At 45.3% G+C, this 24,805-nt stretch carries 25 protein-coding genes; 3 read left to right on the top strand and 22 right to left on the bottom strand.

Annotated features, from left to right (window positions below; genetic code table 11):
- Positions 1 to 2 precede the first annotated feature (2 nt).
- Both ACTCCX_RS00845 and ACTCCX_RS00840 read right to left on the bottom strand, forming a co-directional pair.
- Positions 3 to 833: an NAD kinase gene (locus ACTCCX_RS00845; RefSeq protein ID WP_463274280.1), complete on the bottom strand. Its 831-nt coding sequence runs from the start codon at positions 831 to 833 to the stop codon at positions 3 to 5.
- Between the two features lie 23 nt (positions 834 to 856).
- Positions 857 to 1,498 carry a GTP diphosphokinase gene (locus tag ACTCCX_RS00840; RefSeq protein ID WP_276646060.1) on the bottom strand — a complete coding sequence of 214 codons (642 nt, stop codon included), beginning with the start codon at positions 1,496 to 1,498 and terminating at the stop codon, positions 857 to 859.
- Positions 1,499 to 1,800: 302 nt separating this feature from the next.
- On the opposite strand from ACTCCX_RS00840, the gene ACTCCX_RS00835 reads away from it, so the two are divergent.
- Entirely contained in the window at positions 1,801 to 2,394 is a 594-nt protein-coding gene (locus ACTCCX_RS00835; RefSeq protein ID WP_276646063.1) for a CYTH domain-containing protein, read from the top strand.
- A 367-nt stretch (positions 2,395 to 2,761) separates the two neighbouring features.
- Positions 2,762 to 3,460, top strand: a complete 699-nt coding sequence (locus ACTCCX_RS00830) for a DsbA family protein (protein ID WP_463274279.1) — start codon at positions 2,762 to 2,764, stop codon at positions 3,458 to 3,460.
- Between the two features lie 77 nt (positions 3,461 to 3,537).
- Here the strand turns inward: ACTCCX_RS00830 and pepF are convergent, their stop codons facing one another.
- From pepF to spxA, 4 genes are all read right to left on the bottom strand, one after another.
- Positions 3,538 to 5,355 carry an oligoendopeptidase F gene (pepF, locus tag ACTCCX_RS00825; protein WP_463274278.1) on the bottom strand — a complete coding sequence of 606 codons (1,818 nt, stop codon included), beginning with the start codon at positions 5,353 to 5,355 and terminating at the stop codon, positions 3,538 to 3,540.
- An 83-nt stretch (positions 5,356 to 5,438) separates the two neighbouring features.
- Entirely contained in the window at positions 5,439 to 6,605 is a 1,167-nt protein-coding gene (locus tag ACTCCX_RS00820; RefSeq protein WP_463274277.1) for a competence protein CoiA, read from the bottom strand.
- Positions 6,606 to 6,697: 92 nt separating this feature from the next.
- Positions 6,698 to 7,357, bottom strand: a complete 660-nt coding sequence (locus ACTCCX_RS00815) for an adaptor protein MecA (RefSeq protein ID WP_463274335.1) — start codon at positions 7,355 to 7,357, stop codon at positions 6,698 to 6,700.
- 197 nt (positions 7,358 to 7,554) lie between these two features.
- A complete protein-coding gene (gene spxA, locus ACTCCX_RS00810) occupies positions 7,555 to 7,953 on the bottom strand; it encodes a transcriptional regulator SpxA (RefSeq protein WP_068559948.1) in 399 nt (132 codons plus the stop codon).
- Positions 7,954 to 8,341: 388 nt separating this feature from the next.
- Here spxA and trpS point away from each other — a divergent pair, with 388 nt between their 5' ends.
- The gene (gene trpS, locus ACTCCX_RS00805; protein WP_463274276.1) at positions 8,342 to 9,334 is read left to right on the top strand and encodes a tryptophan--tRNA ligase; all 993 of its coding nucleotides are present in this window, start codon (positions 8,342 to 8,344) and stop codon (positions 9,332 to 9,334) included.
- Between the two features lie 207 nt (positions 9,335 to 9,541).
- Here the strand turns inward: trpS and ACTCCX_RS00800 are convergent, their stop codons facing one another.
- From ACTCCX_RS00800 to nrdR, 16 genes are all read right to left on the bottom strand, one after another.
- The gene (locus ACTCCX_RS00800; protein ID WP_463274275.1) at positions 9,542 to 10,549 is read right to left on the bottom strand and encodes a lipoate--protein ligase; all 1,008 of its coding nucleotides are present in this window, start codon (positions 10,547 to 10,549) and stop codon (positions 9,542 to 9,544) included.
- Between the two features lie 62 nt (positions 10,550 to 10,611).
- Positions 10,612 to 11,352, bottom strand: a complete 741-nt coding sequence (locus tag ACTCCX_RS00795) for an MBL fold metallo-hydrolase (RefSeq protein ID WP_068559941.1) — start codon at positions 11,350 to 11,352, stop codon at positions 10,612 to 10,614.
- A 241-nt stretch (positions 11,353 to 11,593) separates the two neighbouring features.
- The gene (hemG, locus tag ACTCCX_RS00790) at positions 11,594 to 13,021 is read right to left on the bottom strand and encodes a protoporphyrinogen oxidase (RefSeq protein ID WP_463274274.1); all 1,428 of its coding nucleotides are present in this window, start codon (positions 13,019 to 13,021) and stop codon (positions 11,594 to 11,596) included.
- Positions 13,022 to 13,139: 118 nt separating this feature from the next.
- Positions 13,140 to 14,225, bottom strand: a complete 1,086-nt coding sequence (locus ACTCCX_RS00785) for a M42 family metallopeptidase (protein ID WP_463274273.1) — start codon at positions 14,223 to 14,225, stop codon at positions 13,140 to 13,142.
- A gap of 110 nt (positions 14,226 to 14,335) precedes the next feature.
- Positions 14,336 to 14,695, bottom strand: a complete 360-nt coding sequence (gene rplT, locus ACTCCX_RS00780; protein WP_068559936.1) for a 50S ribosomal protein L20 — start codon at positions 14,693 to 14,695, stop codon at positions 14,336 to 14,338.
- A gap of 56 nt (positions 14,696 to 14,751) precedes the next feature.
- The gene (gene rpmI, locus ACTCCX_RS00775; RefSeq protein WP_068559934.1) at positions 14,752 to 14,952 is read right to left on the bottom strand and encodes a 50S ribosomal protein L35; all 201 of its coding nucleotides are present in this window, start codon (positions 14,950 to 14,952) and stop codon (positions 14,752 to 14,754) included.
- A 30-nt stretch (positions 14,953 to 14,982) separates the two neighbouring features.
- A complete protein-coding gene (gene infC, locus ACTCCX_RS00770) occupies positions 14,983 to 15,486 on the bottom strand; it encodes a translation initiation factor IF-3 (protein ID WP_463274272.1) in 504 nt (167 codons plus the stop codon).
- 262 nt (positions 15,487 to 15,748) lie between these two features.
- A complete protein-coding gene (gene folK / locus ACTCCX_RS00765; RefSeq protein ID WP_463274271.1) occupies positions 15,749 to 16,249 on the bottom strand; it encodes a 2-amino-4-hydroxy-6-hydroxymethyldihydropteridine diphosphokinase in 501 nt (166 codons plus the stop codon).
- A gap of 4 nt (positions 16,250 to 16,253) precedes the next feature.
- Complete coding sequence (gene folB, locus ACTCCX_RS00760) at positions 16,254 to 16,622, bottom strand: dihydroneopterin aldolase (protein ID WP_463274270.1); 369 nt, start codon at positions 16,620 to 16,622, stop codon at positions 16,254 to 16,256.
- Complete coding sequence (gene folP / locus ACTCCX_RS00755) at positions 16,615 to 17,394, bottom strand: dihydropteroate synthase (protein ID WP_086988369.1); 780 nt, start codon at positions 17,392 to 17,394, stop codon at positions 16,615 to 16,617. The genes folB and folP overlap by 8 nt, the downstream gene beginning before the upstream one ends.
- Before the next feature lie 85 nt (positions 17,395 to 17,479).
- Entirely contained in the window at positions 17,480 to 18,037 is a 558-nt protein-coding gene (gene folE, locus ACTCCX_RS00750; RefSeq protein ID WP_288924932.1) for a GTP cyclohydrolase I FolE, read from the bottom strand.
- An 18-nt stretch (positions 18,038 to 18,055) separates the two neighbouring features.
- On the bottom strand, positions 18,056 to 19,246 hold the full coding sequence (locus tag ACTCCX_RS00745) for an amidohydrolase (protein WP_463274269.1): 1,191 nt from the start codon (positions 19,244 to 19,246) through the stop codon (positions 18,056 to 18,058).
- A gap of 190 nt (positions 19,247 to 19,436) precedes the next feature.
- A complete protein-coding gene (gene thrS / locus ACTCCX_RS00740) occupies positions 19,437 to 21,371 on the bottom strand; it encodes a threonine--tRNA ligase (protein ID WP_422256108.1) in 1,935 nt (644 codons plus the stop codon).
- Positions 21,372 to 21,815: 444 nt separating this feature from the next.
- A complete protein-coding gene (dnaI, locus tag ACTCCX_RS00735) occupies positions 21,816 to 22,742 on the bottom strand; it encodes a primosomal protein DnaI (protein ID WP_463274268.1) in 927 nt (308 codons plus the stop codon).
- Positions 22,742 to 24,175: a replication initiation and membrane attachment family protein gene (locus ACTCCX_RS00730; protein ID WP_463274267.1), complete on the bottom strand. Its 1,434-nt coding sequence runs from the start codon at positions 24,173 to 24,175 to the stop codon at positions 22,742 to 22,744. Before ACTCCX_RS00730 ends, dnaI begins: the two co-directional genes overlap by 1 nt.
- Positions 24,172 to 24,717: a transcriptional regulator NrdR gene (nrdR, locus tag ACTCCX_RS00725; RefSeq protein WP_086988299.1), complete on the bottom strand. Its 546-nt coding sequence runs from the start codon at positions 24,715 to 24,717 to the stop codon at positions 24,172 to 24,174. The genes ACTCCX_RS00730 and nrdR overlap by 4 nt, the downstream gene beginning before the upstream one ends.
- Between the last annotated feature and the right edge of the window lie 88 nt (positions 24,718 to 24,805).

Here is a 24,805-nt window from a genome sequence, read left to right as displayed (position 1 = left end):
ATTCACCGCTCCTTTGTCCGTTCGTTCCTATCGTTTTTCTTCACGCCGATGAACGCATCCTCCACCCGATCCCAGAAATGCGTGTGACGGTAACGCGCAAAATGCACGCGCTCCTGAGCAATCCGGTAAAACAGTCGTTCGATGCTTCGTTTCTTGAATGTCAAATGATCCACAGACAAAATCAAGCGATCTTCCTTGTGAGGATAAATAACAATCCATTCGTCTTTCGCTATGATCATGGGTGAACTCAGCGTCCGATAGATGCGGTTATTCACCGAGGCCATCTCGGTCAGCTGGATAGCTTCCGTGCGAGGATGGATAACGGCTCCACCAAGCGATTTGCTGAACCCGGTCGAACCTGTAGGAGTGGAAACACAAAGACCATCACCCCGGAATGTCTCGAACAGCTCATCCTTCACGTAGATATCGCAAACCATTGTTCCGTCCATTTTCTTCAAACTTGCTTCGTTCAGAGCAATGTAGCGGGTTTCTTCCTCCTCATCAGCATACTTGACGCGCACATCGAGCAGTGGATAGCTGACGCTTTCCCCTTTGTCATGCTTCAGGCTTTCCACAAGTTCCGGCAGTTCATAAGTACGCCAATCCGTATAGAAGCCCAGATGTCCAGTATGGATTCCCACAAATCGCACATGGTTCAATTGTTCTTCGTATTTATGGAAAGCCGAAAGCAATGTGCCATCGCCCCCGATCGATACCACAAGATCCGGATGGTCCGTGATAATTTCAATTTTTTCAGAGAGGCACATCTCTTTGAACTTCGCCGCAACGGATAACGTCTCTGGCGTCTGGTTATGGACCAGTGCAATTTTCATATCCGATCTCCTCTCGAATAATTTTATCGTCCATCTTCTTTCTTATCGGAAAAATAACGTTGCGCATCCTTGATTTCTTCGCGTATTTCCGACATTTCTTCGTCAAGACGAAAGGCAGCTTCTGCCGCGCGTATCAGACGGTCATGCAATTCTTCAGGATATTCGCCTCGATATTTGTAGTTCAACGAATGTTCGATCGTTGCCCAAAAATTCATGGCTAATGTCCTGATCTGAATTTCGACGAGTATTTTTTTCTCTTCATAAATGCGTTGGACCGGATATTCGATCACCATATGGTACGAGCGATAGCCGCTCTCTTTTTTATGCGTAATGTAATCCCGTTCTATGATGATCTTAAAGTCTTTTCTTGCGCGCAAAAGGCGCACAACTTCGTGTATATCCTCTACAAATTGGCACATGATCCGCAATCCGGCAATATCCTGTACGTCTTGTTCCAGTCTGGTCAAGTCGATATCCCGGACTTCCGCCTTTTCCAATATGCTTTCCTTTGTTTTGACACGTCCCGTAATGAATTCGATGGGGGCGTGCGTATTCTCATCGCGATATTGCTTGCGGATTCCCTTCAGCTTAACTTTTAGTTCCTCTACCGCTTGTTCGTACGGCGCTAAAAATGAATCCCAGTTTTCAACTTCCTTATTTTCCATAGAACGACACCCTATCATATAGTATATGCTACTTTATTTTATCACAATTATTTATGATTCTATACAATTCTTGTCGAAAAGGGACGAATTCATTTTTTTTCATTTTTTATTCAAATATAAACAATACGCACTTTACATCAGTATCGCTAAATGATAACCAATGCAAAACTTATGATACAATATGATTAAGATTTTGCATCACCTACTCGATTATGTGCTGATGAATGGATTTGACGCACATTCGAATTTTGATCAGCTACCGCGATCAAAACGACCCTCTTAACAGAAAGGAAGTACCGACAATGAGCCAAAATATTGAAAAAGAATTCAAAAACCTATTAAATAAAGAAGAATACGAAGCGTTGATCGTTGCCTTCGACCTTGATGAAACTGAACCGACCAAACAAACCAATATCTATTTCGATACACCTGACTTTAAACTGAAGGGTCTGAACAGTGGACTGCGCATCCGGATGTATGAAGATAAAGGTGAAATTACACTGAAGACGCCTATCCAAGAAAATGAAAAATTGGAAACGAATGATGATTTGACTCTCGATGAAGCAAAAACATTGGTCGAAGCTCATCTGATGAAAGCAACAGGGAATGTAGCCGACAAATTGAAGGGATTAGGTATCGCGCCAGGGGACCTTGTCATAATCGGACAACTCTCGACCATCCGCTATGATTTCCCGGGTGACAAAGGTACCTTCTTCTTGGATAAAAGTTTCTACCAGGATCAGATGGATTACGAATTAGAATTCGAGTCCGAGTCTTTGGAAGAAGGAGCCCTCATATTCCAGAATTTTCTGAAGCTCCATGGCATCAAAGTCCGAAAAGCGAAACAAAAAATCGAACGTATGCTGGCCTATCCAAATTCGACGACACATCATTAGTAGTTAATTTCCGCCGATCCATTCTATATAAAAAGATCCATTCTCCGCAGAATCGAACGAAGAATGGATCTTTTTGCTTATTTCATCGCGTAAAACAGACAAAAGCGCAAAATTCTTCTGTTTGAATCGAATCTCAAGCTATACAAGATAAAAAAAATCAATCGATTTAGTTGCAAATTAGTTCATTGTCTCGTAAAATACACCTTGACAATGAAACAGCCGATACTGAACAAGAAAAAAGAAGGTCATAAGGAAGAACTATTGCCGGTCTTCAACAGGCAACTCTTCGGGAAGCCTTATTGCTACTTGTTTGGGATTTTTTTTGGTAAACTAATAGTAAGCAAAACAGGAAAGAGGGAGGATTAAAATGTATAGGTCAAAACAGAATACAGCTGATTCTATCTCTTCTCCTCAACAGATTTTTGAGCTTTATCTATTCGTGAACCCGATAGGCCACAAGTGCTACCTTACCGAACAAGAAGTTCTGAAATTCATGAGTTCATTGGAAGGCCCGAAAGTTCACTTCCACTTCATCACTTTCCATAATTTCAATACCGTGACGCAGTACATGAAGAGATTAAATTTGCCGGAAAAAGATTTAACCTTACGCAATCAAATATACAGTTCCATCTATGATGCCTCTTTGGCATATAAAGCTGCCTTGATGCAAGGCAAAAAACGCGGCCGCAACTTTTTGCTTCACCTGCAGAAATCACTTGCGGACGGTAAGACCGCCTACTCTAAAGAACTATTAACGGTAGTGGCTATCAAAGCTAATCTGGATGTCGACATGTTTTTTGAGGACAAAGAATCGCCTTTCGTAAAAAGCAGCTATGAAGCAGATCAGCATATCGCCCAAGAGATGAACATCAAAACGAATCCTTCGCTTGTCATCTTTGATAATCTGAATTATCAATACGGCCTCTTGTTGGAAGACAACATCACTGCCGAAGTATTGCATGAAGTAATCAAGGATTGCTCGGTAGCGTGCGACCAGAAGAATGCCAACCTGAAGAAAACAAACATCACGACAATCGGAAAAAACTACCAACGCATCACCCACTGATTAAGAAAAGCTTCGCGACCCTCGGAGGGCCGCGAAGCTTTTTCTAATGAAGACTATTATTAGAAGGACTCATTTGATTAAGCCTGTTGCGCTGCAATCAATTGTTCGAGTTCATTCAGACGTTCCTCGAACACTTTCATAGCATCCTCGATGTAAGCTGACTGAGTCATGTCCACGCCTGCTTTTTTCATAACTTCAATCGGATAGTCGCTGTTTCCTGCTTTCAGATAGGAAAGGTACTTCTCTAACGCGCCCTCTTCACCCTCCACGATGCGTTTAGCCAATGCCGTCGCAGCCGAAAAGCCGGTAGCGTATTGGTAGACGTAATAATTATAGTAGAAATGCGGAATACGGGTCCATTCGATGCCGATTTCAGGATCCTTTTCGACGCTCGGACCATAATACTTGGCATTCAATTCCGCATAATAAGAAGTCATGAAATCTTGCGTCAACGGAACACCTGCCAAGGCTTGCTGATGGATATAGTGTTCAAATTCGGCAAATTGGGTTTGGCGGAATATCGTTCCTTTGAAACCATCCAGGTAATGATTCAAAATATAGATGCGGACTTTAGGATCGGTTTGCGTCTTCAACAAATAATCGGTCAAAATATTTTCATTCGTTGTCGAAGCGATTTCGGCCAGGAAAATCGAATAATCTCCGTACACATAAGGCTGGTTCTTTCTTGTCAGATAGCTGTGCACGCTGTGTCCCAATTCATGGACCAATGTATACAATTGATTCAACGAATCTTGCCAATTCATCAGGATATACGGATTCGTGTCGTAGGCACCGGAAGAATAAGCTCCGCTGCGTTTCCCCTCATTCTCAAGCCAGTCGATCCAACGATTGTCAAATGCTTCCTGGAGGATAGCCAAATAGTCCTCTCCAAGCGGCTGAAGACCTTTCAAGGTTTCTTCCATCGCCGCCTCGATGCTGTATTTGATTGGGGCTTCCCCTGTCAATGGCGTATACATATCGTACATATGCAACTCCTCGACCCCCAACAAGTCTTTACGCAAGTCCACATAGCGATGCAACAAAGGTAGATGTTCATTCACCACATCCAACAACGTGTCGTAAACGGATTCCGGAATGTGATTATTCGCCAGAGCGGCTGCACGGGCGGATTCATATTTATGTACTTTGGATTTGTAATTGTGCGCCTTCACGTTAGTCGATAAGGTAGTCGCAAACGTATTTTTCAGACCATCATATGTCTTGTATAGTGCTTTGAAGGCTCCTTCACGGACTTCCCGATCCGGGCTTTCCATCAACTTTCCATACAAACCATGAGTCAATTGGACCTCCTGGCCCTCTTCATTTTTCACTTTCGGGAATGTCATGTCAGCATTATTGAGAACGGAAAAAGTCTTGCTTGGCGCAGCAAAAATTTCTCCCGCACCCGCCAATAACTCTTCTTCTCTGGCGGTAAGGACGTGCTCACGAGCAGAGGTAAGGCTATCCAATAAATGCGCGTAAGGTTTCAGCTTATCGTTTTCTGCTAAGTACTTCTCCAGTTCATCCTCCGGAATCTCCATGATTTCTGGCTCGAACCAAGAGGTAGCTTCACTGACGCTCGTCAAAATCGACAAGGCTTTATCGTGCAAATTCTGATACAGACTGTCCGCCGTATCCTGATCATTCTTCAGATGGGAATAGACATAGACCCGTTCCAACTTTTGATTGATTTCGAGGACTTCTTCAATCCCTTTCAATAGAGCTTGACTGCTCGAGCCGATGGTTCCCTGCAAAGCCCGTACGAAAGGAACCGCTCCCGCTAATTCATCCAACTCTTTCTCGAAAGCTGCATCCGTCGGAAAGATCGCTGTCAAATCCCACGTGGAAGCCTCAGGGACTTCCGCTCTCTTTAAATGTTTCTCTGTGTTTGTCATCCACTTTCCCCCTAAAATTATTTCAATAGTATAATTTTAGCATACCTTAGGGCCGAAAGGGTACTGGCAAGAATATACAGATTCTAACTCAAACACGAATGATGATCCGTTTCATTTCTGTTCAACGGCTCGGATAGCAGGACCCATGCTTCCCTGCCAATGGCTGCGGCGTGGCCATCCTCGACCAACCGCATCATGAATTGGAGCAAGGGTTCCCATAGAAGTTCCATGTTGGCCTCCATCGCAACACGTGTCCGGATTCTGTTCGTGCGTATACAAGTTGACAGCCACTCGAGAAGGTGTTTTTTTGTGAGAAGCTTTGCCGTTTCCGGATTACTGAAGTCTTTAAGAAGATAGTAACGCCAGATGTATGCCGGCGTTCGGATGCCTAACGTTCGACAAGGTAACTCAAACAGGATTGCCGGCAAATGATACAAATCCTTCCGATCGAGATAGACCGCCAAAAGAAATTTCCGATGCTCCGGATCGGTTCGATACCGCAACAGATTGATATCCTTCGCCTGCATATGTTTGCGGTCAACGATTTTGCCGGCAGACGACAGCAGCATATCTTTGTACCCGGGCAAGCAACCTTTTGCGTAAAGACTTTCTAAAGCAACAACTTTAAGATCATCCACCGGAATCGCAATCTTCATAAAATGAAAGCGATCATCGCTGCTCAACTTTAGATGGTGATGGATGGCTATCTCATTCGCTGCTGTATCCAAAATACAAATCCAATTCCCGAGTGCATCGGAATGATTCAAGAATTGGCAGACCGACTGCGTTATTTTGATGCCCCCCGGTTGATAATGCGTTCCACAAATCCACCACACTTCGTAGCCGAATCTTTGGTACCCCTGTGTACGTGCCCTAAGATCGGCAGGCGAAATCGGACTGCATTGGTACTCCACAGCAATTTTCTTTCCATTTTCCAGAACCAGCAGGAGATCCGGACGCTGCTGCAATTCCGGAAGCCAACACTCCAAAGTGACAGCAACCCCTTCACGCCGAAATTTCTCCAGAAGCATTTGTTTTCCCATCAGGTGAGGAAGTGTTTCACCTTCCGAAAAAACGGCGCAATCCGATTGTTGGTGATGGGCAAAATGAGCGATCATGACATCCCCTTTTTTCAGCACCAACCTCCCCTTACAGGCCGGGCAATAATACTCCCCGATAGTTTTGCCTTTTTGTTTTGAGGCTTGATAAGCTGGAATCAATTCCCCACTTGCATTTCTAGCGATCAACATAAACAACCGCCCTTTCTTTCTGTTTCCCATAATATCCGCGAATGGACAAGAAAAAATCCGACCCAGTCGAGGGTCGGATCAGATTTTTTTATTTATTTGAAGTAATGTCTGGCTGATTCCAATGCGTTGTCTTGGATAACCAGCTTGCCGTATTCGCCAAGTATCTCAACAGCGATATCAGATTCCTCAGAAAATTCCAGCGCCTTCAAGATTTCGTTGTCGATATTCGTTTCCGTCATCTCATCTATGAAATAGACAACCGCCAAATAATACTGATTATCATAGTAGTAAAGCGAAGAGACGCCGCTCTCCAAAAACATCCGTTTCGCCAGCTCCAAAAAGTCGTCAAAACTCTGGAATTTGAATACGACTTCCAAAGGTGCCATATCATCTTCTTCAGTAGCCGCAGCCGTTTTGTCACGTTCATTGAAACTCTTCGTCTGTTTTTTGATGTAATCCACTACATGCTCCAATTGATTGGAGCCATTCGCCATATCGAAGTCGTCTTCGTTATTCATACCTTTACTGATGAATAACTCTAACCCATTTCCATTAGGCAGCACTTGGAAAGTAATTGCATCTGATTCATGAAATTGATTATCGACATCTACTTCCTCGAGGATGCTGTAAAAAAAGCTCTCGATTTGCTTTTGATTTCCTAATAAATCCAGAAAGGTGATACCTCTTTCCTCCAAATCAGAATTCTCAATCAAAACGCGAATTGTGTTTTCGTTGATGTTTTCCATTTCCATCATGCTTCACCCCACTTTTCTTTCCCTATTTTTCTTATACCCATTGTAAATCAAATCGCAAAAATGTAAAGACAAAAGCACAAAATCTTTCAACTTCTCATTTACTTTCTCATCTATTCGTTTCTTTCCGTAAAAAAGACAAGTACAACCGTTTTTCCGGTGCACTTGTCTGTTGATTCTTTTTTGATTGCTTTTGACTAGAAGTTTGCCAATCTTTGCGCTTTTTGTAATTCCAGCGCGCGGACTTCCCTTGGCAAGAAACGACGGATTTCATCTTCGTTGTATCCCACTTGCAAACGTTTTTCGTCCAAAATGATCGGACGACGCAACAGACCGGGATTATCCTCGATCAAAGTGAATAATGTATTTAAAGGTAATTCGTCTAAGTCGATGTTAAGTTCTTGGAATGCTTTGGATCGAGTGGAAATAATCTCCTCAGTGCCTTCTTCAGTCATTTTTAGGATGCTCTTGATTTCAATTTCTGTCAAAGGTTCGGAGAATATATTCCTTTCAGTATAAGGGATGTTATTTTCTTCTAGCCATGCACGTGCCTTGCGACATGAGGTACAACTTGGGGAAGTATATAATGTTACCATCTCTGATCTCTCCTTTATTCGTAAGTTTTGTTTGTGAATCACTTACAAGACTTATTATAAACCAATCTAAGCACAATAGCTATCCTTTTTTTAAGGACTCTACAAATTTCAGACACATTTCAGACACATTTACACTTTTTTAAAGTCAGCAAAAACATTGTGAAACCTTTATTTAAAGGCTTTTTTACATCGGGCACCTTTCTTATGAAACTTTATAATTTATAATAAATATCGTTTGATAATTATTTTTTTTCGAATTCAGCCTAATTAATAAAAACGCTTCCACTCGTTCCGCAATCGTTCAACTTTGTGCATTCGAATAAAATCGTGAATACAAGCCGGATTTGCGTTATAATAAAAAGTGACGTACTTAACCTAGGAGGCATTTATGAAAAAGAAAATATTTTCCGGCGTTCAGCCCAGCGGCATCCCGACAATCGGGAACTATATCGGAGCGATGAAGCAATTTGTGCAGCGTCAAGAAGATTATGACTGCACCTACTGCATCGTAAACCAGCATGCGATTACCGTTCCACAAGATCCAGCCACCCTTACAGAAAGGACACGTGGGTTGGCAGCTCTTTATCTGGCGCTTGGAATCGATCCGAACAAATCGACTATTTTCATCCAATCGGAAGTCCCTGCGCATGCTCAAGCTGCTTGGATCGTCCAATGCAACACTTACTTGGGCGAATTGGAGAGAATGACCCAATTCAAAGATAAATCTTCCAAACAAGAGACCGTTTCGGCCGGATTACTGACTTACCCTCCATTGATGGTAGCTGATATCATTCTTTACAATACGGATTTCGTCCCTGTTGGCGAAGACCAGAAGCAGCACATGGAATTGACAAGGGACTTTGTGCAACGTTTCAACAACAAGTATGGAAAAGGCAACAAAATCCTGTCGATGCCGGAACCGATGATTCCAGAAGACGGCGGACGGATCATGAGCATCCAAGACCCTACCAGCAAAATGAGCAAATCCGACAAGAATACCAAAGGATACATTTCCTTACTGGATGAGCCAAAAGTCATCCGCAAAAAAATCAAGAGTGCCGTCACCGACTCAAGCGGCATCATCGAATACGATAAAGAAAACAAGCCTGGCATCTCGAATTTGTTGACGATTTTCTCGGCCTTTACTGATCGCTCGATCGATGACTTGGTCAAAGAATTTGCGGGCTCAGGCTACGGTAATTTCAAAGAAAAACTGGCGGATGCCATCATCGCTGAATTGGAACCGATGCAGAATCGTTATTACGAGTTATTGAGTTCCAAAGAACTGGATGATATATTGGATGCAGGCGCAAAACAAGCGAATACTGTTGCCTCCGAAACACTGAAACGCATGGAAACAGCAATCGGCCTCCACAGATAGAACAGAAATGCTGAACGAGTTCGTTTAGCCCTGAAAGAAATTTAGGAAATCATACCGTATGAGCATCGTAGAGCACAATAGGTATGATTTATCTAATTTCCGAAGGGCTAACTCGTGAAGCTGGACAAGAAATGCTGAACGGGTTCGTTTAGCCGTAAAAATCTAAAAGAGAAGCTCCGCAAACATTGCGGGGCCTCTCTTTCTTTATCAGTACAACTCTTCTAACAACTCTTCGGCTGTCACATTGCCGAAGTATTTCTTGATGTCAAGTTCATTCAGTTTGTCCAGGATGTCCTGTTTGGCATATTTGACGCCAATAAACGCTTCTTCAACATCTTTGATTTCACCCAAACCGAAGAAATCACCAAAAATCTTCAACTGTTGGATATGCCCCTCTTCAACATTCAAGCGGACTTCAATGGAGCCGATGGGGAAGCGATGATGTTTTTGGATTTCGAATTTAGGCGATTTACCGTAATTCCAATCCCAGTTGCCAAAGTACTCTTCGCGGATTTCATATACGCGTTTCCAATCTTCATCGGTCAAGTGGTACTCTTTTACTTCTTCACGCGTTTCGACATCAAAAATCGACAGCAGCATCAAGTCACGGAATTGTTCCGTAGTCAGATTTTGATAAGCCTCATCAACAAATGGTTTGATGTTGGTTACACGACTACGGATCGACTTGATACCTTTCGATTCGATTTTCTCTTTGCGCGGTTTCAACGCACTCGTTACGGCATCCAAATCAGAGTCGAATAGGATCGTCCCATGGGCAGTCATTCTTCCGTTTGTCGCGTACATGGCATTCCCTGAGAATTTTTTTTCTCCGATAACCAAGTCGTTTCTTCCTTTTAATTCAGCTTCCTTGACGCCTACGCTGTGCAAAAAGGAAATGACCGGCTTAGTGAATTTTCCGAAATCGCGGAAAGAATCGCCATCATCTTTCGTGATGAAGCAGAATGAAAAGTTACCTAGGTCGTGGTATACTGCGCCCCCTCCGGACATGCGGCGGACGATATGGATTTTATTTGCTTCGACATAGTCAGCATCGATTTCTTCGATCGTATTCTGATTGCGTCCGATGATGATCGACGGTTCATTTATATAGAACAACAGAATCGGCTCGTCCAAGATCTTTTCCTTCAATAAAAATGTCTCCAACGCAATATTAACGCTTGGATCCAACTGTCCTTGATTATCTACAAAATACATATGCCTGTTCCTCTCCCATTCTTCATTATGATTTGTTGTTTCATTCCGGATTCTGAATCCGGTCAGATGGTGATGATCCGATCTTTTTCAGCCAACGTCACGGACACGGATGGCGCAGCCTCTTTCGCTTGGTCCAGGAGCACAGACAGCGTACCTTTTTGCGGCAAATGAGTCAGGATCAATTGTTTGACCGCGGCTTCTTCAGCTAACGTCCCGACTTCGCCTGCAGTCATATGTGCATGGTGACGCTCGTTTCCGTTGAACAGATTGGCATCAGCCAAGAACAGGTCAGCATCCTTCACGAAAGGCACAAATGCCGGTAAATAGGCTGAATCCGCCCCGAAAACGAAGACTTTTCCGGTTGCGATTTCCTCGATCCGCAACGCATAGCACGGAACCGGATGGACGGTTTTCAAAAAACGGATCCGGAAAGGTCCCAACTCCAACGTTTCTTCCGGAGCATAGGCAATCCCTTCGCTCACCCCCGGCATCTCCAACAAGCGGAAAAATTCCGATTCGACATGACCGTATATCGGCAATATTTTTTTAGATTTACCGACTGCAGGCTCTTTCAGCTGGAAAGTGTACTGCAGAACACCCAAATCCGCAATGTGATCCGCGTGATAATGGGTCAAAATGACCGCATCCAAATCCAACGGATCCAGATGATGTTCCAGAGACAATAAAGCATTGCTGCCGACATCGATCAATAGTTTAAAGTCATCGGATGTCAGCAGATAAGCTGTCGTACCGACATCTTTTGTAGGATAGCCACCCATGCAGCCCAAAATAGTCAATTCCATTAAACATCCTCCAATCCAATATCTGATAAGCAAAGAATCTTATTCAGATTATAACATGCCTTCAGCTTTCGACGATCGAAAATCATTTCACCCCTGTAGAAATAAACAGTTTTCCGGTAAATAGGTAACAGTTAAACATCATTGGATTTATTATAGCACCAAACAAAAATAAACACTATATGAATTTAAAAAACAGTCCACCCTCCTTTGTAATCATACAGATAGGCGAACTGTTTCATTTTTAATTCGGACTGTTGTTCTTTTCCATTTCTTTCATGTAGCGGATCGCCTCATCAGCCAAGCGTTTTCCCTCTATGATGGCATTTTCCATTCCATAACCCGTCATTCCGTTCCCTCCGACAAAAACGCCTCTTTTTGCATACTCTCTATCGACTGGATAATCATCATCCAGCATCTCTTGTCTTTGCTGCAGACTGAAATGCGGTACGGCTTTTTCCCAGCGATAAAAAATGACCTGTAGAGGTTCTTCAGCCAAAGTCAAAATTTCCTTCACTTCATTCTTGATGATCTCCATCACGAGAGCATCAGCTAATTCTATCAAGGTTTCTTCCAAACGTCTGCCGAATTCCACAAGTATATAATAGTGTTCAGCCTGCTCAAGCAACGGCCATTTGTTGTTCAGGACAACAACCTTGGTAGTATGATAGGAACTTTTTCGCGGAATCACAAATCCTTGTCCCTCAGGCGGATTTTTGACTGCTGTTTTGTTTATTTTGAAAAAAACGGTTCCGACACTGGTACTTTCGGCTTTCGGGATAGCAACCTCACTGGTAAGACCTTCCAAAAAACTTAAGGATTCCTGAGGGTTTGTTGTGACGAGAACACTTCCGGCACGCATGGATTCACGTCCATTCAATTCAATCAGCAGCAAGTCTTCCGCAACACTGCTCAATGATTTCACTTTCTGATTCACATACAGATGGCCTTCCGAGTGCTGGGCCAAAGATTTGATTAAGGTTGTCAGTCCGCCTTTGAAGGTATACTCCTGACCGGATCCATCCGCAAAACGCAACAACTGTTCTTTTTTATTTTTTCCGATATGTGCCCTTCCGAAAATGGTCACCAAATTGTCATCGAACAATTTTACCGGCATTAATTCCATAGAGCCGTAGACGTTATCAGGATAATAGGGCTCAGCCATATAGTCGACCACTTCCCGTCCCAAACGAAATTCCAAAAAGTTGTCGGTTGAATACTCAGGGTTCTCATGCAAGTTTTTGGACAAAAACAGACTATTCATGAACGCTCGGAGCTTTGCATCAAAGGTCAATCCATTGGCTTGCCAAATACCATTCGGAAAAAGTGGTATGCCGTGGTAGGTAGGCATACCGTCATCGATGACTGCATTCCCATCGAACAACACCAGTTTCCCACCTTTGCTGAATTGAATTTCGCTTTCCAAGCCTAATTCCCGAAAAAACCCGGAAATATCCGCTCGCCTTGAATCGAAAGCTGATGCGCCTACATCAAACGCATACCCGTCCATCTCAATCGTATGGATCATACCGCCCACTGCGGATCGATCCTCCAGAACGACATACTCAAACGGAAGGTTTTGTTTCCAGATGGCTTTATCGATTTCATAAGCAGCTGTCAATCCTCTAAGTCCACCGCCGATGATTACGATACGTCGCTTCAACTTCTCCATCCTTCCATCCCCTCCTCTTGCTTTCTTGACACCTACTTTATCACTATCTATATCTTACTCTATCACTCCGCAAAAATATGTGGATATTTTTTGACAGATGTTCATGTTTTGCATATTGTCAGACGTTTTCGCGGATCTGTCTGACTGTTTCCGCATCCAAACGTTTGACTATTTCAGTGACTAATTTGACTGCGTTCAAATAGTCATCCTCATGGATCATGGAAGTGTGTGAATGCAGGTATCGTACCGGAACAGTAATAGCAAAAGATGGAATACCATCCAGGCTCTGATGCTGAGCACCAGCATCTGTTCCGCCACCTGTGATGACCGTGTACTGGAACGGAATTTCACATTCTTCGGCAACACCAACAATAAAATCGCGTAAACCACGATGCGGGATCATCGATGCATCATAAATCAACAATTGCGGCCCTTTGCCTAATTCGGAATCCGCTTCTTGAGGCGTCATTCCCGGCGTATCTCCAGCAGTTCCTGTATCCAAAGCAAAGGCGATGTCCGGACGGATCATATGTGTGGCTGTCTTTGCACCACGCAGCCCCACTTCCTCCTGAGCATTGCCGCCACTGAAAATTACATTCGGATGCGCAGTATTTGCAAGATTTTCCAATACTTTCAGTGCAACGGCAAGTCCGATGCGGTTATCCCAAGCTTTCGCTAAAAGAAATTTGGAATTGTTCATGCGTTTGAAAGAAATGTATGGCGTGATCATATCGCCAGGTTTGATGCCCCATTCCGCTACTTGCTCCTTCGAAGAAGCACCGATATCGATGAACATATCTTTAATTTCATAAGGTTTTTTGCGCGCTTCCGGCGTCAGTACATGTGGCGGTTTACAACCGATGACTCCGTGGCAACGTTCGCCTTTAGAGTTGGTGATTTCCACTTGTTGGGCCAGCATGACCTGATTCCACCATCCACCTAATGTTTGGAATTTGACGAATCCCTTCTCGGTGATACTTGTGACCATGAACCCGACTTCATCCAAGTGCCCCGCCAATAAAATGGTCGGCCCATCTTCTGCTCCTGTATGTTTTGCAAAGAGCCCGCCCAATCCGTCCTGCGAAAAACTTTCAGCGTAAGGTTCCGCGTAGCGTCTGAAGACTTCTCGGACCTCCCCTTCGTTGCCTGGAACGCCTCTAGCATCCGTCAGATCGATCAACATCTGTAATTCTTTCTCTTCCAAATTGATACCCCCATTAATTTACTGACATAACATCAGTATAGCATTTACTCTATGAAAAATAAAAAATCGCCGCACTTCCGGCCAAAGACCGGAGGGCAGCGATTAGAAAATTATTTTGCCAAAGCAGCTTTAGCTTGTTCAGCTACTGCAGCGAATGCCGCAGCGTCTGTAACAGCCAAATCAGCCAACATTTTACGGTTCATTTCGATACCAGCAAGTTTCAATCCGTGGATCAAAGTGCTGTAGCTCATGCCGTTGATACGAGCAGCCGCGTTGATACGGGCAATCCATAATCTACGGAAGTCGCGTTTCTTTTGACGACGGTCTCTGTAAGCATAAGTATAAGATTTCATTACTTGTTCTTTAGCTGTTTTGAATAATGTATGTTTTGAACCGTAATAACCTTTAGATAATTTAATAATCTTTTTGCGGCGTTTACGGGTTACTGTCCCACCTTTAACACGTGGCATAGTGATTTCCTCCTTATTAGAACCATGGTTCTATCTCTTATTGTTGTTATTTAGAATTATTTCATTTGTGATAATTGTTGGCTGATACGTTTGATATCAGATGCGCTAACCATTGAAGCTTGACGCAATTGACGTCTTTGTTTCTTCGTTTTTCCGTGGAATCTATGGCTTGTAAAAGCGCTCCAACGTTTTAGTCCGCCGTTACCAGTTCTTTTGAAACGTTTAGCTGAACCACGGTGAGTTTTTTGTTTTGGCATTTGTCTTTCCTCCTAAATTAAGTTACAAATTTATTTATCGGCTTTGGGTGCCAACATCAAGAACATGCTTCTTCCGTCCATTTTAGGATGAGATTCAATCGTCGCAACGTCAGTAAGCTCAGAAGCAAGGCGATCAAGGACCCTTTGTCCGATTTCTTTGTGGGTGATCGCACGTCCTTTGAATCGAATCGATGCTTTCACTTTGTCACCTTTTTCCAAGAATTTGCGTGCATTCCGCAATTTCGTTTGAAAATCATTTTCGTCGATGGAAGGACTCAAGCGTACTTCTTTAAGGCTTACCACTTTTTGGTTTTTACGGGCTTCACGTTCACGTTTTTGTTGATCGAAACGGAACTTGCCGTAATCCATAATACGGGCAACGGGCGGGTTTGCATTTGGCGATACCAAAACTAAATCTAAATTAGCTGCTTCTGCAATCTGCAATGCATCACTTTTCGATTTGACTCCTAGTTGCTCGCCGTCACTACCGATGACGCGTAGTTCGCGGGCACGGATGCCGTCGTTAACCATCATATCTTTTGCTATGGTCGTTCACCTCCATGATATTTGAGAGAAAGAACGCAGAAAAAAGTCGGCGGGTCATACTAACCCCGCCGACAATACTCGCATTGCTGCAAGTTACTTGTACATATCTGGCCCAGGGACGCAATTGTCCACTTAGGCGAGAAGCGGGTGCCTCTGCTTAATTTCTCAACTTTTAAAGTATACCTTGTTGAAATGAAAACGTCAAGAACATTTCAACAAAAATCTTCATTTTCAATATACGTTCAGACATTCAGGATTCCGGTGCGTATTTCCAGATTTCTTCGAGATCCTTCGATGGCAATTCCGCCACTAATTCATTGACTGTCTTGTTCCATTCCGGAACGACATACTCCGGATTCAGTTCCTGCAGCGGCAACAGTACGAAGGAGCGCTCCTGCATTCTCGGATGCGGCACAGTAAGCCGTTCTTCATCGATACTCTCCACTCCGTACAAAACAATGTCGACATCCAGGGTACGCGGTCCGAATCGAATCGTCCGTACTCTACCGAGCTCCTGTTCGATAGTTTGGCAGCTGTCCAGCAAATCCAAAGGTAACAATTCCGTTTCTGCTTCAAACACTAGGTTCAGAAAATCAGGCTGATCGAGATAGCCTACCGGTTTCGATTCATAAATGGAAGATACGCGCTTCACTTCGACACCCGACAAGGAGTGGAAAAGCTCCAAGGCTTTATCAAGATGGGCTGCACGCGGCTCCAGATTCGTGCCTAATGCAATGTACACGATAGGCATGCGCTTAGCTCCCTTCCCTTTCGCGGTAGATCTCCACCGCAACGGAATCGTAATGGCCGACGATCGGTGGATCCGGCTTGATCACTTTCACTTGGCAGGCTTGCAACCCATCAAAACGCGCAAACAAAGCGATGGCAATATGCTCGGCCAAAGCTTCGATAAGGTTGAAGTTTTCGCCCTCCACTACTGCTTTGACCGCCTTGTAGGCATGTCCGTAATGGATGGAATCCTCCATCTTGTCGCTGTAACCGGCTTTTTTTGCATCAGTATGCAGCACAACATCTACGTTAAAACGTTGTCCCAACACTTTTTCTTCCGCATTCAATCCATGGAAAGCATAGAACTGTAGATTATTCAAATAGATTTTATCCAATCGGGCTCTCTCCTTTTTTTAACATGATATCCATCATCCTTGCCATTTCCGCATTGGCCTTTACATTATGCACGCGGAATATTTGCGCACCGTTTACGATGCCTAATGCAGTCGTGGCGGCTGTCCCCAGATCGCGCTCCTTGAAGGGGATATCCCCCAATGCCGTTCCGATGAACCGTTTGCGGGACGTTCCCAGCAGCAACGGGTAGCCGAGATCCGCAAACCGCTTCAGATGATGGACCACATTCAGATTGTCTTCATAGGTTTTTCCGAATCCGCAGCCGGGATCGAGAATGATGTTTTCCCTTTTGACGCCTGCGGACACTGCGATCCGCACACTCTCCGCCAAATCAGTCAACATATCTTCGATCAAAAAGGCATAATCCGGCTTTTCCCGATTGTGCATCAAAATGATCGGCACATCAAATGACGCCGCCACAGCTGCAATCTGAGGATCGTACCTGCAGCCCCAAATGTCATTGATGATATCAACGCCGGCTTCGCAAGCCGCTCGAGCGACCGCCGACTTGTAAGTGTCGATTGAAAGCGGCACATCGACCGCTTTCTTTAGCGCTTCAATGACGGGCACAATCCGCGCAATCTCCTCTTCATCAGATATCTGCGTGTGACCAGGACGGGTGGATTCCCCGCCGATGTCGATGATATCGGCGCCATCAGCAACCATCTCCAGCGCGTGGGCGACAGCTTTTTCGACCGTGTTCCACTCTCCGCCATCGGAAAATGAATCCGGCGTCACGTTTAGGATTCCCATAATGTAACTGCGCTGTGACAGTTCATATACTTTCGTCTTTGTCGTTAATTTCAAGGTCCATTCTCCTCATCAGCGTGTACTTCGTTTAAAGTTTGATCAATTCCAGTACTTCACTTCTGGATTTGAAGGATTGTTTGAATCCACCACGGACTGCGGATGTCACAGTCTTGCTGCCCGGTTTTTTCACGCCGCGCATGGTCATGCACATATGCTCGGCTTCCAAAACGACCATGACTCCCTGCGGTTCCAGATGCTCCATCAGAATATCCGCAACCGTCGTCGTGATGCGCTCCTGTATCTGCGGTTTTTTGCTGACTTCATCCAGGATGCGGGCAAGTTTGCTCAAACCGATCACCTGTCCATCTTTCGGCATATAAGCGATATGCCCCACACCAAAAAACGGAACCAGATGATGTTCGCAAGTTGAATAGAAAGGAATATCCTTCACTAACACGATTTCGTCTGTATCTTCATGAAAGATCACTTTGGCGTGATCGGCTGGATCTTTTTCGAGACCGGAAAAAATTTCTGCATACATGCGCGCCACGCGCTTCGGTGTATCCTGCAGCCCTGAGCGCTTCGGGTCTTCCCCGATCGCCTCCAAAATCATTTGGACAGCGACTTCTATCTTCTCTAAATCCATATTTATCCTCCTAAACGCTCATTTTGCGGATAACGCCGCAAGGGTGATGTCAGCGACTGCTTTAGCTGCGACCAATAGAGCTTTTTCATTGATGTCGAATTTTGGGTGATGATTATTGAACACTTCTGCCTGGTTCGGACGGGCACCGACATTCAGGAAAGCGCCGGGGATTTTCAACAGATACTGTCCGAAATCCTCCGCTCCAGTGTTGGCAGAAGTTGCGATGACTTGGTTCAAATAAGAACCGACACCGTTTTGTTCCAGAACAGCTACTGCTTTGGCAGTCTCTTTTGGATGGTTGTATAAAGGCGGGTAATCGGAGTTGTAGTCGATTTCTACCTTCACGTCATACATCTCCTCAAGACCGCGACCGATCCGGTGGAAGTGTTCCTCGATGACTTTTCCCACCTCAAGATCCATATAGCGGGCATCCCCGCGCAGAATCAGACTATCCTTGATGACATTACTGCTGCCGACCGCCTCGAAAGAGCCGATCGTCACGACAGCCATGTCATAAGGGTTGATGCGCCGGGAAACGATGGTCTGCAGGTTCATCACGAAACTGGAGGCTGCCACGATCGTATCGTTGGAGCGGTGCGGTTGCGAAGCATGCCCACCAGTCCCTTGGATCGTGACTTTGATGTCACTGCAGCCAGCGTAGGCGAATCCGCTCGTATAAAAGACGGTACCCACTTCATAGTCCGGATAGAAATGGATGCCATAGATTTTATCGACATCATCTAATAAGCCGGAGTCCATGATGCTCTTGGCACCGGCCGGAGCCATCTCTTCGGCATGTTGGTGCACAATTTTAACGGTTCCTTCCCATCGGTCCCGCAAGCGGATAAGACAATCCGCCAAGATCATCAGGTAAGCGGTATGCCCGTCATGGCCACAAGCATGCATGACACCGTGATTTTTCGATGCGAACGGCAGACCGGTCTGCTCCTCGATCTGGAGCGCATCGAAATCTGCCCGAAGCGCGATGGTCCGGCCGGGTTTATTTCCTTTGATCGTGACGATGATGCCATAGCCGTTCCCGACGTTCGTTTGTACATCAACCGATTTATTTTCATAGAAACGGGCGATGAACGCAGCCGTTTCTTTCTCGTCGAATGACAATTCAGGATGCTCGTGGAAATGACGGCGCAAAGCAATCATGTCATCTTCACGGCCATCCAGCATTTTCATCAATTCTTCTCTTAACATAAACCCTTCATCCCCTATCCAGCAAAATATACTAAAAAAAAATTTTATACTTGCCTAGTTATATAAGAAAATAAAGGCCCGGAACACAAACTGCCATGTTCCGGGCCTTCGTCAAGCTAACAGAATCAAAGCTACATCACTGAAACTTATTGTATCATGATTTGCTCAGAAAAATGTGGATTTGATAAGATTATTTGAAGTTTTTGATTTCAGATTGAATTTCAGCCAAGAAATCATCCATGCTGAAAGTAACCATTTCTTTCGAGCCGTAGCGGCGGACAGTGACGGTTCCGTTCACCAATTCCTGGTCACCGATGACCAATTGGTAAGGGATTTTTTGAGTCTGGGAAGCACGGATCTTGTAGCCCATCTTCTCGTTGCGGTCATCGACTTCGACGCGCATACCCAACTGTTCCATTACGGTTTTCAGTTCAAAAGCTTGATCAGCATGCAGGTCCAAGTTTACAGGGATGATCGTCGCTTGGACAGGAGCCAACCATACCGGGAACGCACCTTTGTACTCTTCAATCAAATACGCCACAAAACGCTCCATTGTGGAAATGACACCTCGGTGAATAACGACTGGACGATGGTTATTTTCGCCGTCTTCGCCGACATAAGTCAGGTCGAAGCGCTCAGGCAACAGGAAGTCCAATTGAATCGTGGACATCGTTTCTTCCAATCCCATCGCTGTTTTGAACTGCACGTCCAATTTAGGGCCGTAAAACGCTGCTTCTCCGATAGCTTCGAAGTATTCAAGACCGAATTCATCCATCGCTTCCTTCAGCATCGCTTCCGCTTTATTCCACATATCATCATCATCGAAGTATTTCACTTTGTCTTCAGGATCGCGGTAGCTCAAACGGAAACGGTAATCAGTGATCTGGAAATCTGCATAAACATCCATGACCAACTGCAGTACGCGTTTGAACTCGTCCTTGATCTGATCCGGACGGACAAATGCATGGGCATCATTCAGAGTCATTTCACGCACGCGCTGCAATCCGGACAAAGCGCCACTCTTTTCGTAACGGTGCATCATACCCAACTCAGCGATGCGGATCGGCAATTCACGGTAGCTGTGGATGTCGTTTTTATAGACCATCATATGATGCGGACAGTTCATCGGACGCAACACCAACATTTCGCCATCACCCATGTCCATCGGTGGGAACATGTCATCATGATAATGCTCCCAGTGGCCGGATGTCTTGTACAATTCCACATTGGCCATGATTGGTGTGTAGACGTGTTGGTAACCCAGGCTCACTTCTTTGTCGACGATGTAACGTTCAAGCGTACGACGGATCGTCGCACCTTTCGGCAACCAGAATGGCAAGCCGGAACCGACTTCAGGAGCGATCATGAATAAGTCCAGCTCTTTTCCCAATTTGCGGTGATCGCGCTCTTTTGCCTCTTCGCGCATTTTGATGAACTCTGCCAAGGCTTTCTTGTCGAAGAAAGCTGTTCCATAGACACGCTGCATCATTTTGTTGTTCGAATTCCCTCTCCAGTAGGCGCCCGCCAACGATAATAACTTGAAGACTTGGATTTTGCCTGTTGCCGGTACGTGGACGCCGCGGCAAAGGTCCGTGAAGTCATCTTGCGTGTAGACAGTGATGACGTCACCCTCAGGCAATGCTGTGATCAATTCGACTTTGTAAGGGTCGTTTGCGAAGATTTCCAACGCTTCCGCGCGGCTCACTTCACGTCTGACGATCGGATAGTTCGCCTTCACGATGTTCATCATTTCCGCTTCGACTTTCGGCAAGTCCTCTTCGGCAAGCTGCACTTCCATATCGGTATCATAATAGAAACCAGTTTCGATCGCTGGTCCTACACCAAAATGGATTTCAGGGAACAGGCGCGTCAAGGCATGCGCCATCAAGTGGGCAGTCGAGTGACGCAGGACACCCAATCCGTCTGCGTGATCCGGTGTCACGATTTCAAGCGATCCATCCGTCTCCAACGGACGGGTGAAGTCGACCAATTCCCCATTGAATTTTCCGGCCAAAGCTTTTTTGGCTAGGCTGTTGCTGATGCTTTTTGCTACTTCTTCCACTGTTACGCCGGATTCGAATACTTTTACGGCGCCGTCTGGAAAAGTGATTTTGATTTCTGACATGCTGATTCCTCCAGTTAATTAAATTCTGTACGTGCCTAAATGTTAAAAAAGGCAATAAAAAAAGCCCATCCCCAGCTTGTGCCGGAAATGGGACGTGTCTACGTGGTTCCACCCAAATTCAAAGAGTGCGACAGCCATCCGCTTAAGATTCTGCCTCATCCTTACTTGAACGCGATAACGAGCGTACCGTTTCCCCCTACTGCAGTTTCAGGGAATCTCTCGAAAGGGGTCGATACATGATTGATTAGGATGTTTCACCAAGCCATCCCTCGCTAAAAATCAGTTCATCCACCGGTGTCTTTCTCATCGATTTGTCTTTCGTTTCATCTGTAGTCCATTTAAACACAAAAAATAATTGTTTTCAAGTTTAAAATATTAAAAGCTGAACATGCTTACCCGTGAAGCTAGCCAACTTTTTTTATTGCAGCACAGCGCTCCGTCAGCCTATTGCTCGAAGCGACGGTTCTTCCCGGTCATAGGAACCTCGCGCGACAGGAAGCGGATCCGCTCCATCAGACGTTTCGCCTTCATCGGTTCATCGTCGCCTCGGTTGCCCATGCGCAAATGTTCCTCCAACTGCTGCATCGTAAAGTTGGAACTGAAGAAGGTCGGCAAGTCTTCCTGCATCCGGTACTGAAGGATGACACCGAGCACTTCATCACGGATCCAGGTGGAATTGGCTTCCGCTCCGATGTCGTCCAACATCAGAATCTCAGCTTTCTTCACGGCATCAATCTTTTCGTTGACCGTGTTGCTCTGGATCGCCTGCTTCATCTCCATCGTGAAGGTCGGATAATGCATCAGTGTCGTCAGATGGCCGCCCATTGCCAATTCATGCGCAATCGCACCAAGCAGATAAGATTTCCCTACTCCGAAAGGCCCGTAGAAATACAAAGCTTGGTGATGCTCTTTCGGATTCCCATTGAATGAATCAATAAAATTCAACGACTCCAGAATGGCGGGCATCCGCTCGTTTGATTGGACAAACCGCTCCAACGTCGCCGTACGGACATCCTTCGGCATCGACATGGAATGGACCCGGCTCCGCAATTCCTTTTCTTTTTCCCTCGCCATTGTCTCGTCCGTCGGTGTATAGACGACATCTATGTAACCGGCATTCAAGACGAGGTTCGGCTCATAACCGGGATTCTGCGATTCTTTCCCCAACTTGATTTTCTCTTTTTCCTGCACATATTCGTGCAATTTCGAATAGCTTCTCTCGACGATTTCCCGCGACAGTCGCTCTTCGTGTTTCTGGAAGAACGTCTGCACATCGGCATCCTTCATGATTGTGTCGATCATGCCTTTGTAGCGTTGGCTGATTTCGGGATTATTCATATATTTGTAAAATGCTCTTCCGATATGATCCATCACTCATCCCCTGCCTTTCCGCTACTTTTTAATTTTTTGATGCGTTCATTCAATTTTTGTTGCGCTTCCGGCGTCAGCGGTGTTTCCACAACCGCTTTTTGCTCATCTTTAGCCCAATCCGGCAAGTTTTCTTTCTTGCGCGCCACCGTTTTCCCGTAATTCTTCGCGGTTGTTCGGCTGGCTGCCCGCTTCTCAGCTTTCGCTTTCATCTCGCCGGCGAATTGTTTCGCTTTCGCCAACGCTTTTTCCGGCGAATCGACACCATCCTGCAGCCAATCGTTTGCGATGGCTTCCACATAGGCCTTGGAAAGATGCGGATTGTTGAGGATGACCAACACATAGTGCGTCAGTACATTGAGCACACCCGGCTTGAAATCGGCTTTCTCCATCAGCGTGCGCAGCAATTGCGTCTCCGAAGCGGTCACGATGCCGCCTTTCTGCTTTTTGATGCTCGTCAAAAATTGATGCGGCGTCAATTGTTCACACGCCTTGATGAACGAGATCTCTTCACTGGAAAAGCGTGCCTGGATCAATTTTTGTTCCCGGCCTTTTTCAGTATCTTTAGCCAGTTGGATGCTCTGAGTGACTTTGTCCTTAACTTCCAAACGATTGCTGTGTCGCTGTTCATAGGCATCGGATACAATTTTTTTGAGCGTTTCTCCGTCTACTTTGCCGGATTCGATATCGGCGGCCTCCAGAATAAACTGGGCCATCTGAAGTTCTTCGCAACCATACAGGGTGTAGAGGATAGTGATTGTGTGCTCCAATTCCTTTGTGATGGATTCGCGTTTAACAAATTGTTTGTTCAACAACTGCCGGAAAAACGAGAAGTCAAAACCATCATTCTCGATAACGGGCAGACTTGCCGCATTATCACCCAACAACGTATTATCGTTCTGCCTCATCCGCGCTTGCTCCGTAAAGGCGCTTTCTGAGAAAGAAAAAACATCCAAAAAGGACTTGGTGATATTTTCTGCATTTTTTAGGTCACGGACTTGCCGACTGAACCGTTGCTGCAACTCACGGTATTTCCGTTCGCCGACTTTTTCGTACAACAGCAACCCCATCAGGTCATCACTGAAAAAAGCATAACTGGACAGCGGCTGCTGCAATTCGTAAAGGTATTGCTTCTCAGGCTCGTTTACCAGAAATGTCTTCAGCAAACCGATCCCTTCCAATTTCACGCGCGCTTGATAGAACTCTTGGATTCCGCTGTTTGATAGAGCCAATAATTCGGTGTGAAGCAACTCCTTGCTCCAATAGCTCTCCTGCGGAATCTCCGCAAGCAGCGTCAAATAAAGGCTGAACGCTTGCGGCCCGATGATGGGCTGATACAATTGCGTCAGGATTTTGCGGTCCACATCGGAAATTAAGTTCGTCTGGCTTGCTCTGAAAGCATCCTTAGGACTTATATTTTGCCATGGATAACTCATTGTTCATTGTCTTCCTTTCCGGGGGCTGCCTCGTGGGGAGGAGCATCGGATGGTTGGATGTCTGAAGCTTCAGCAGCCGCTTGTTCGGCTTTTTTCTTCTCCATATTCTTCAATTCATCAAGGAAGGTTTTCCGGTCCGAAAATTGGCGGTAAACACTTGCGAAACGGATGTAGGCGACATCATCAATTTTGGCCAACTTGTCCATGACGTATTCCCCGATGACGATGCTGGATACTTCGTTTTCTCCGAGCGCTCGGATTTCGGCTTCCACTTCATTGACGACAGTCTCCAGCTGTTCAAGGGCGATCGGCCGTTTTTCGCAGGAGCGGATCAATCCCCGCAACAACTTTTCACGGCTGAATTCTTCGCGCGTGCCATTTTTTTTGATGACAAGCAACGGCGTTTGCTCGATCCTTTCGAATGTAGTGAAACGGAAATGGCATTGTTCGCATTCGCGACGGCGGCGGATGGCTTTCCCGTCATCAGCCGGACGACTATCGACAACACGCGATCCGTGATAGTGACATTTTGGGCATTGCATCGGCTTTCCCCCTTTTCTTTCGTTTATTATCGCTTCATTATAACATACTTGTGGCTCAAAAACCTTGAAAAGATGGTCTTTATGGCAC

The sequence above is a fragment of the Trichococcus sp. genome (assembly GCF_055118575.1).
This window is presented reverse-complemented; position numbering and strand designations above follow the sequence as displayed.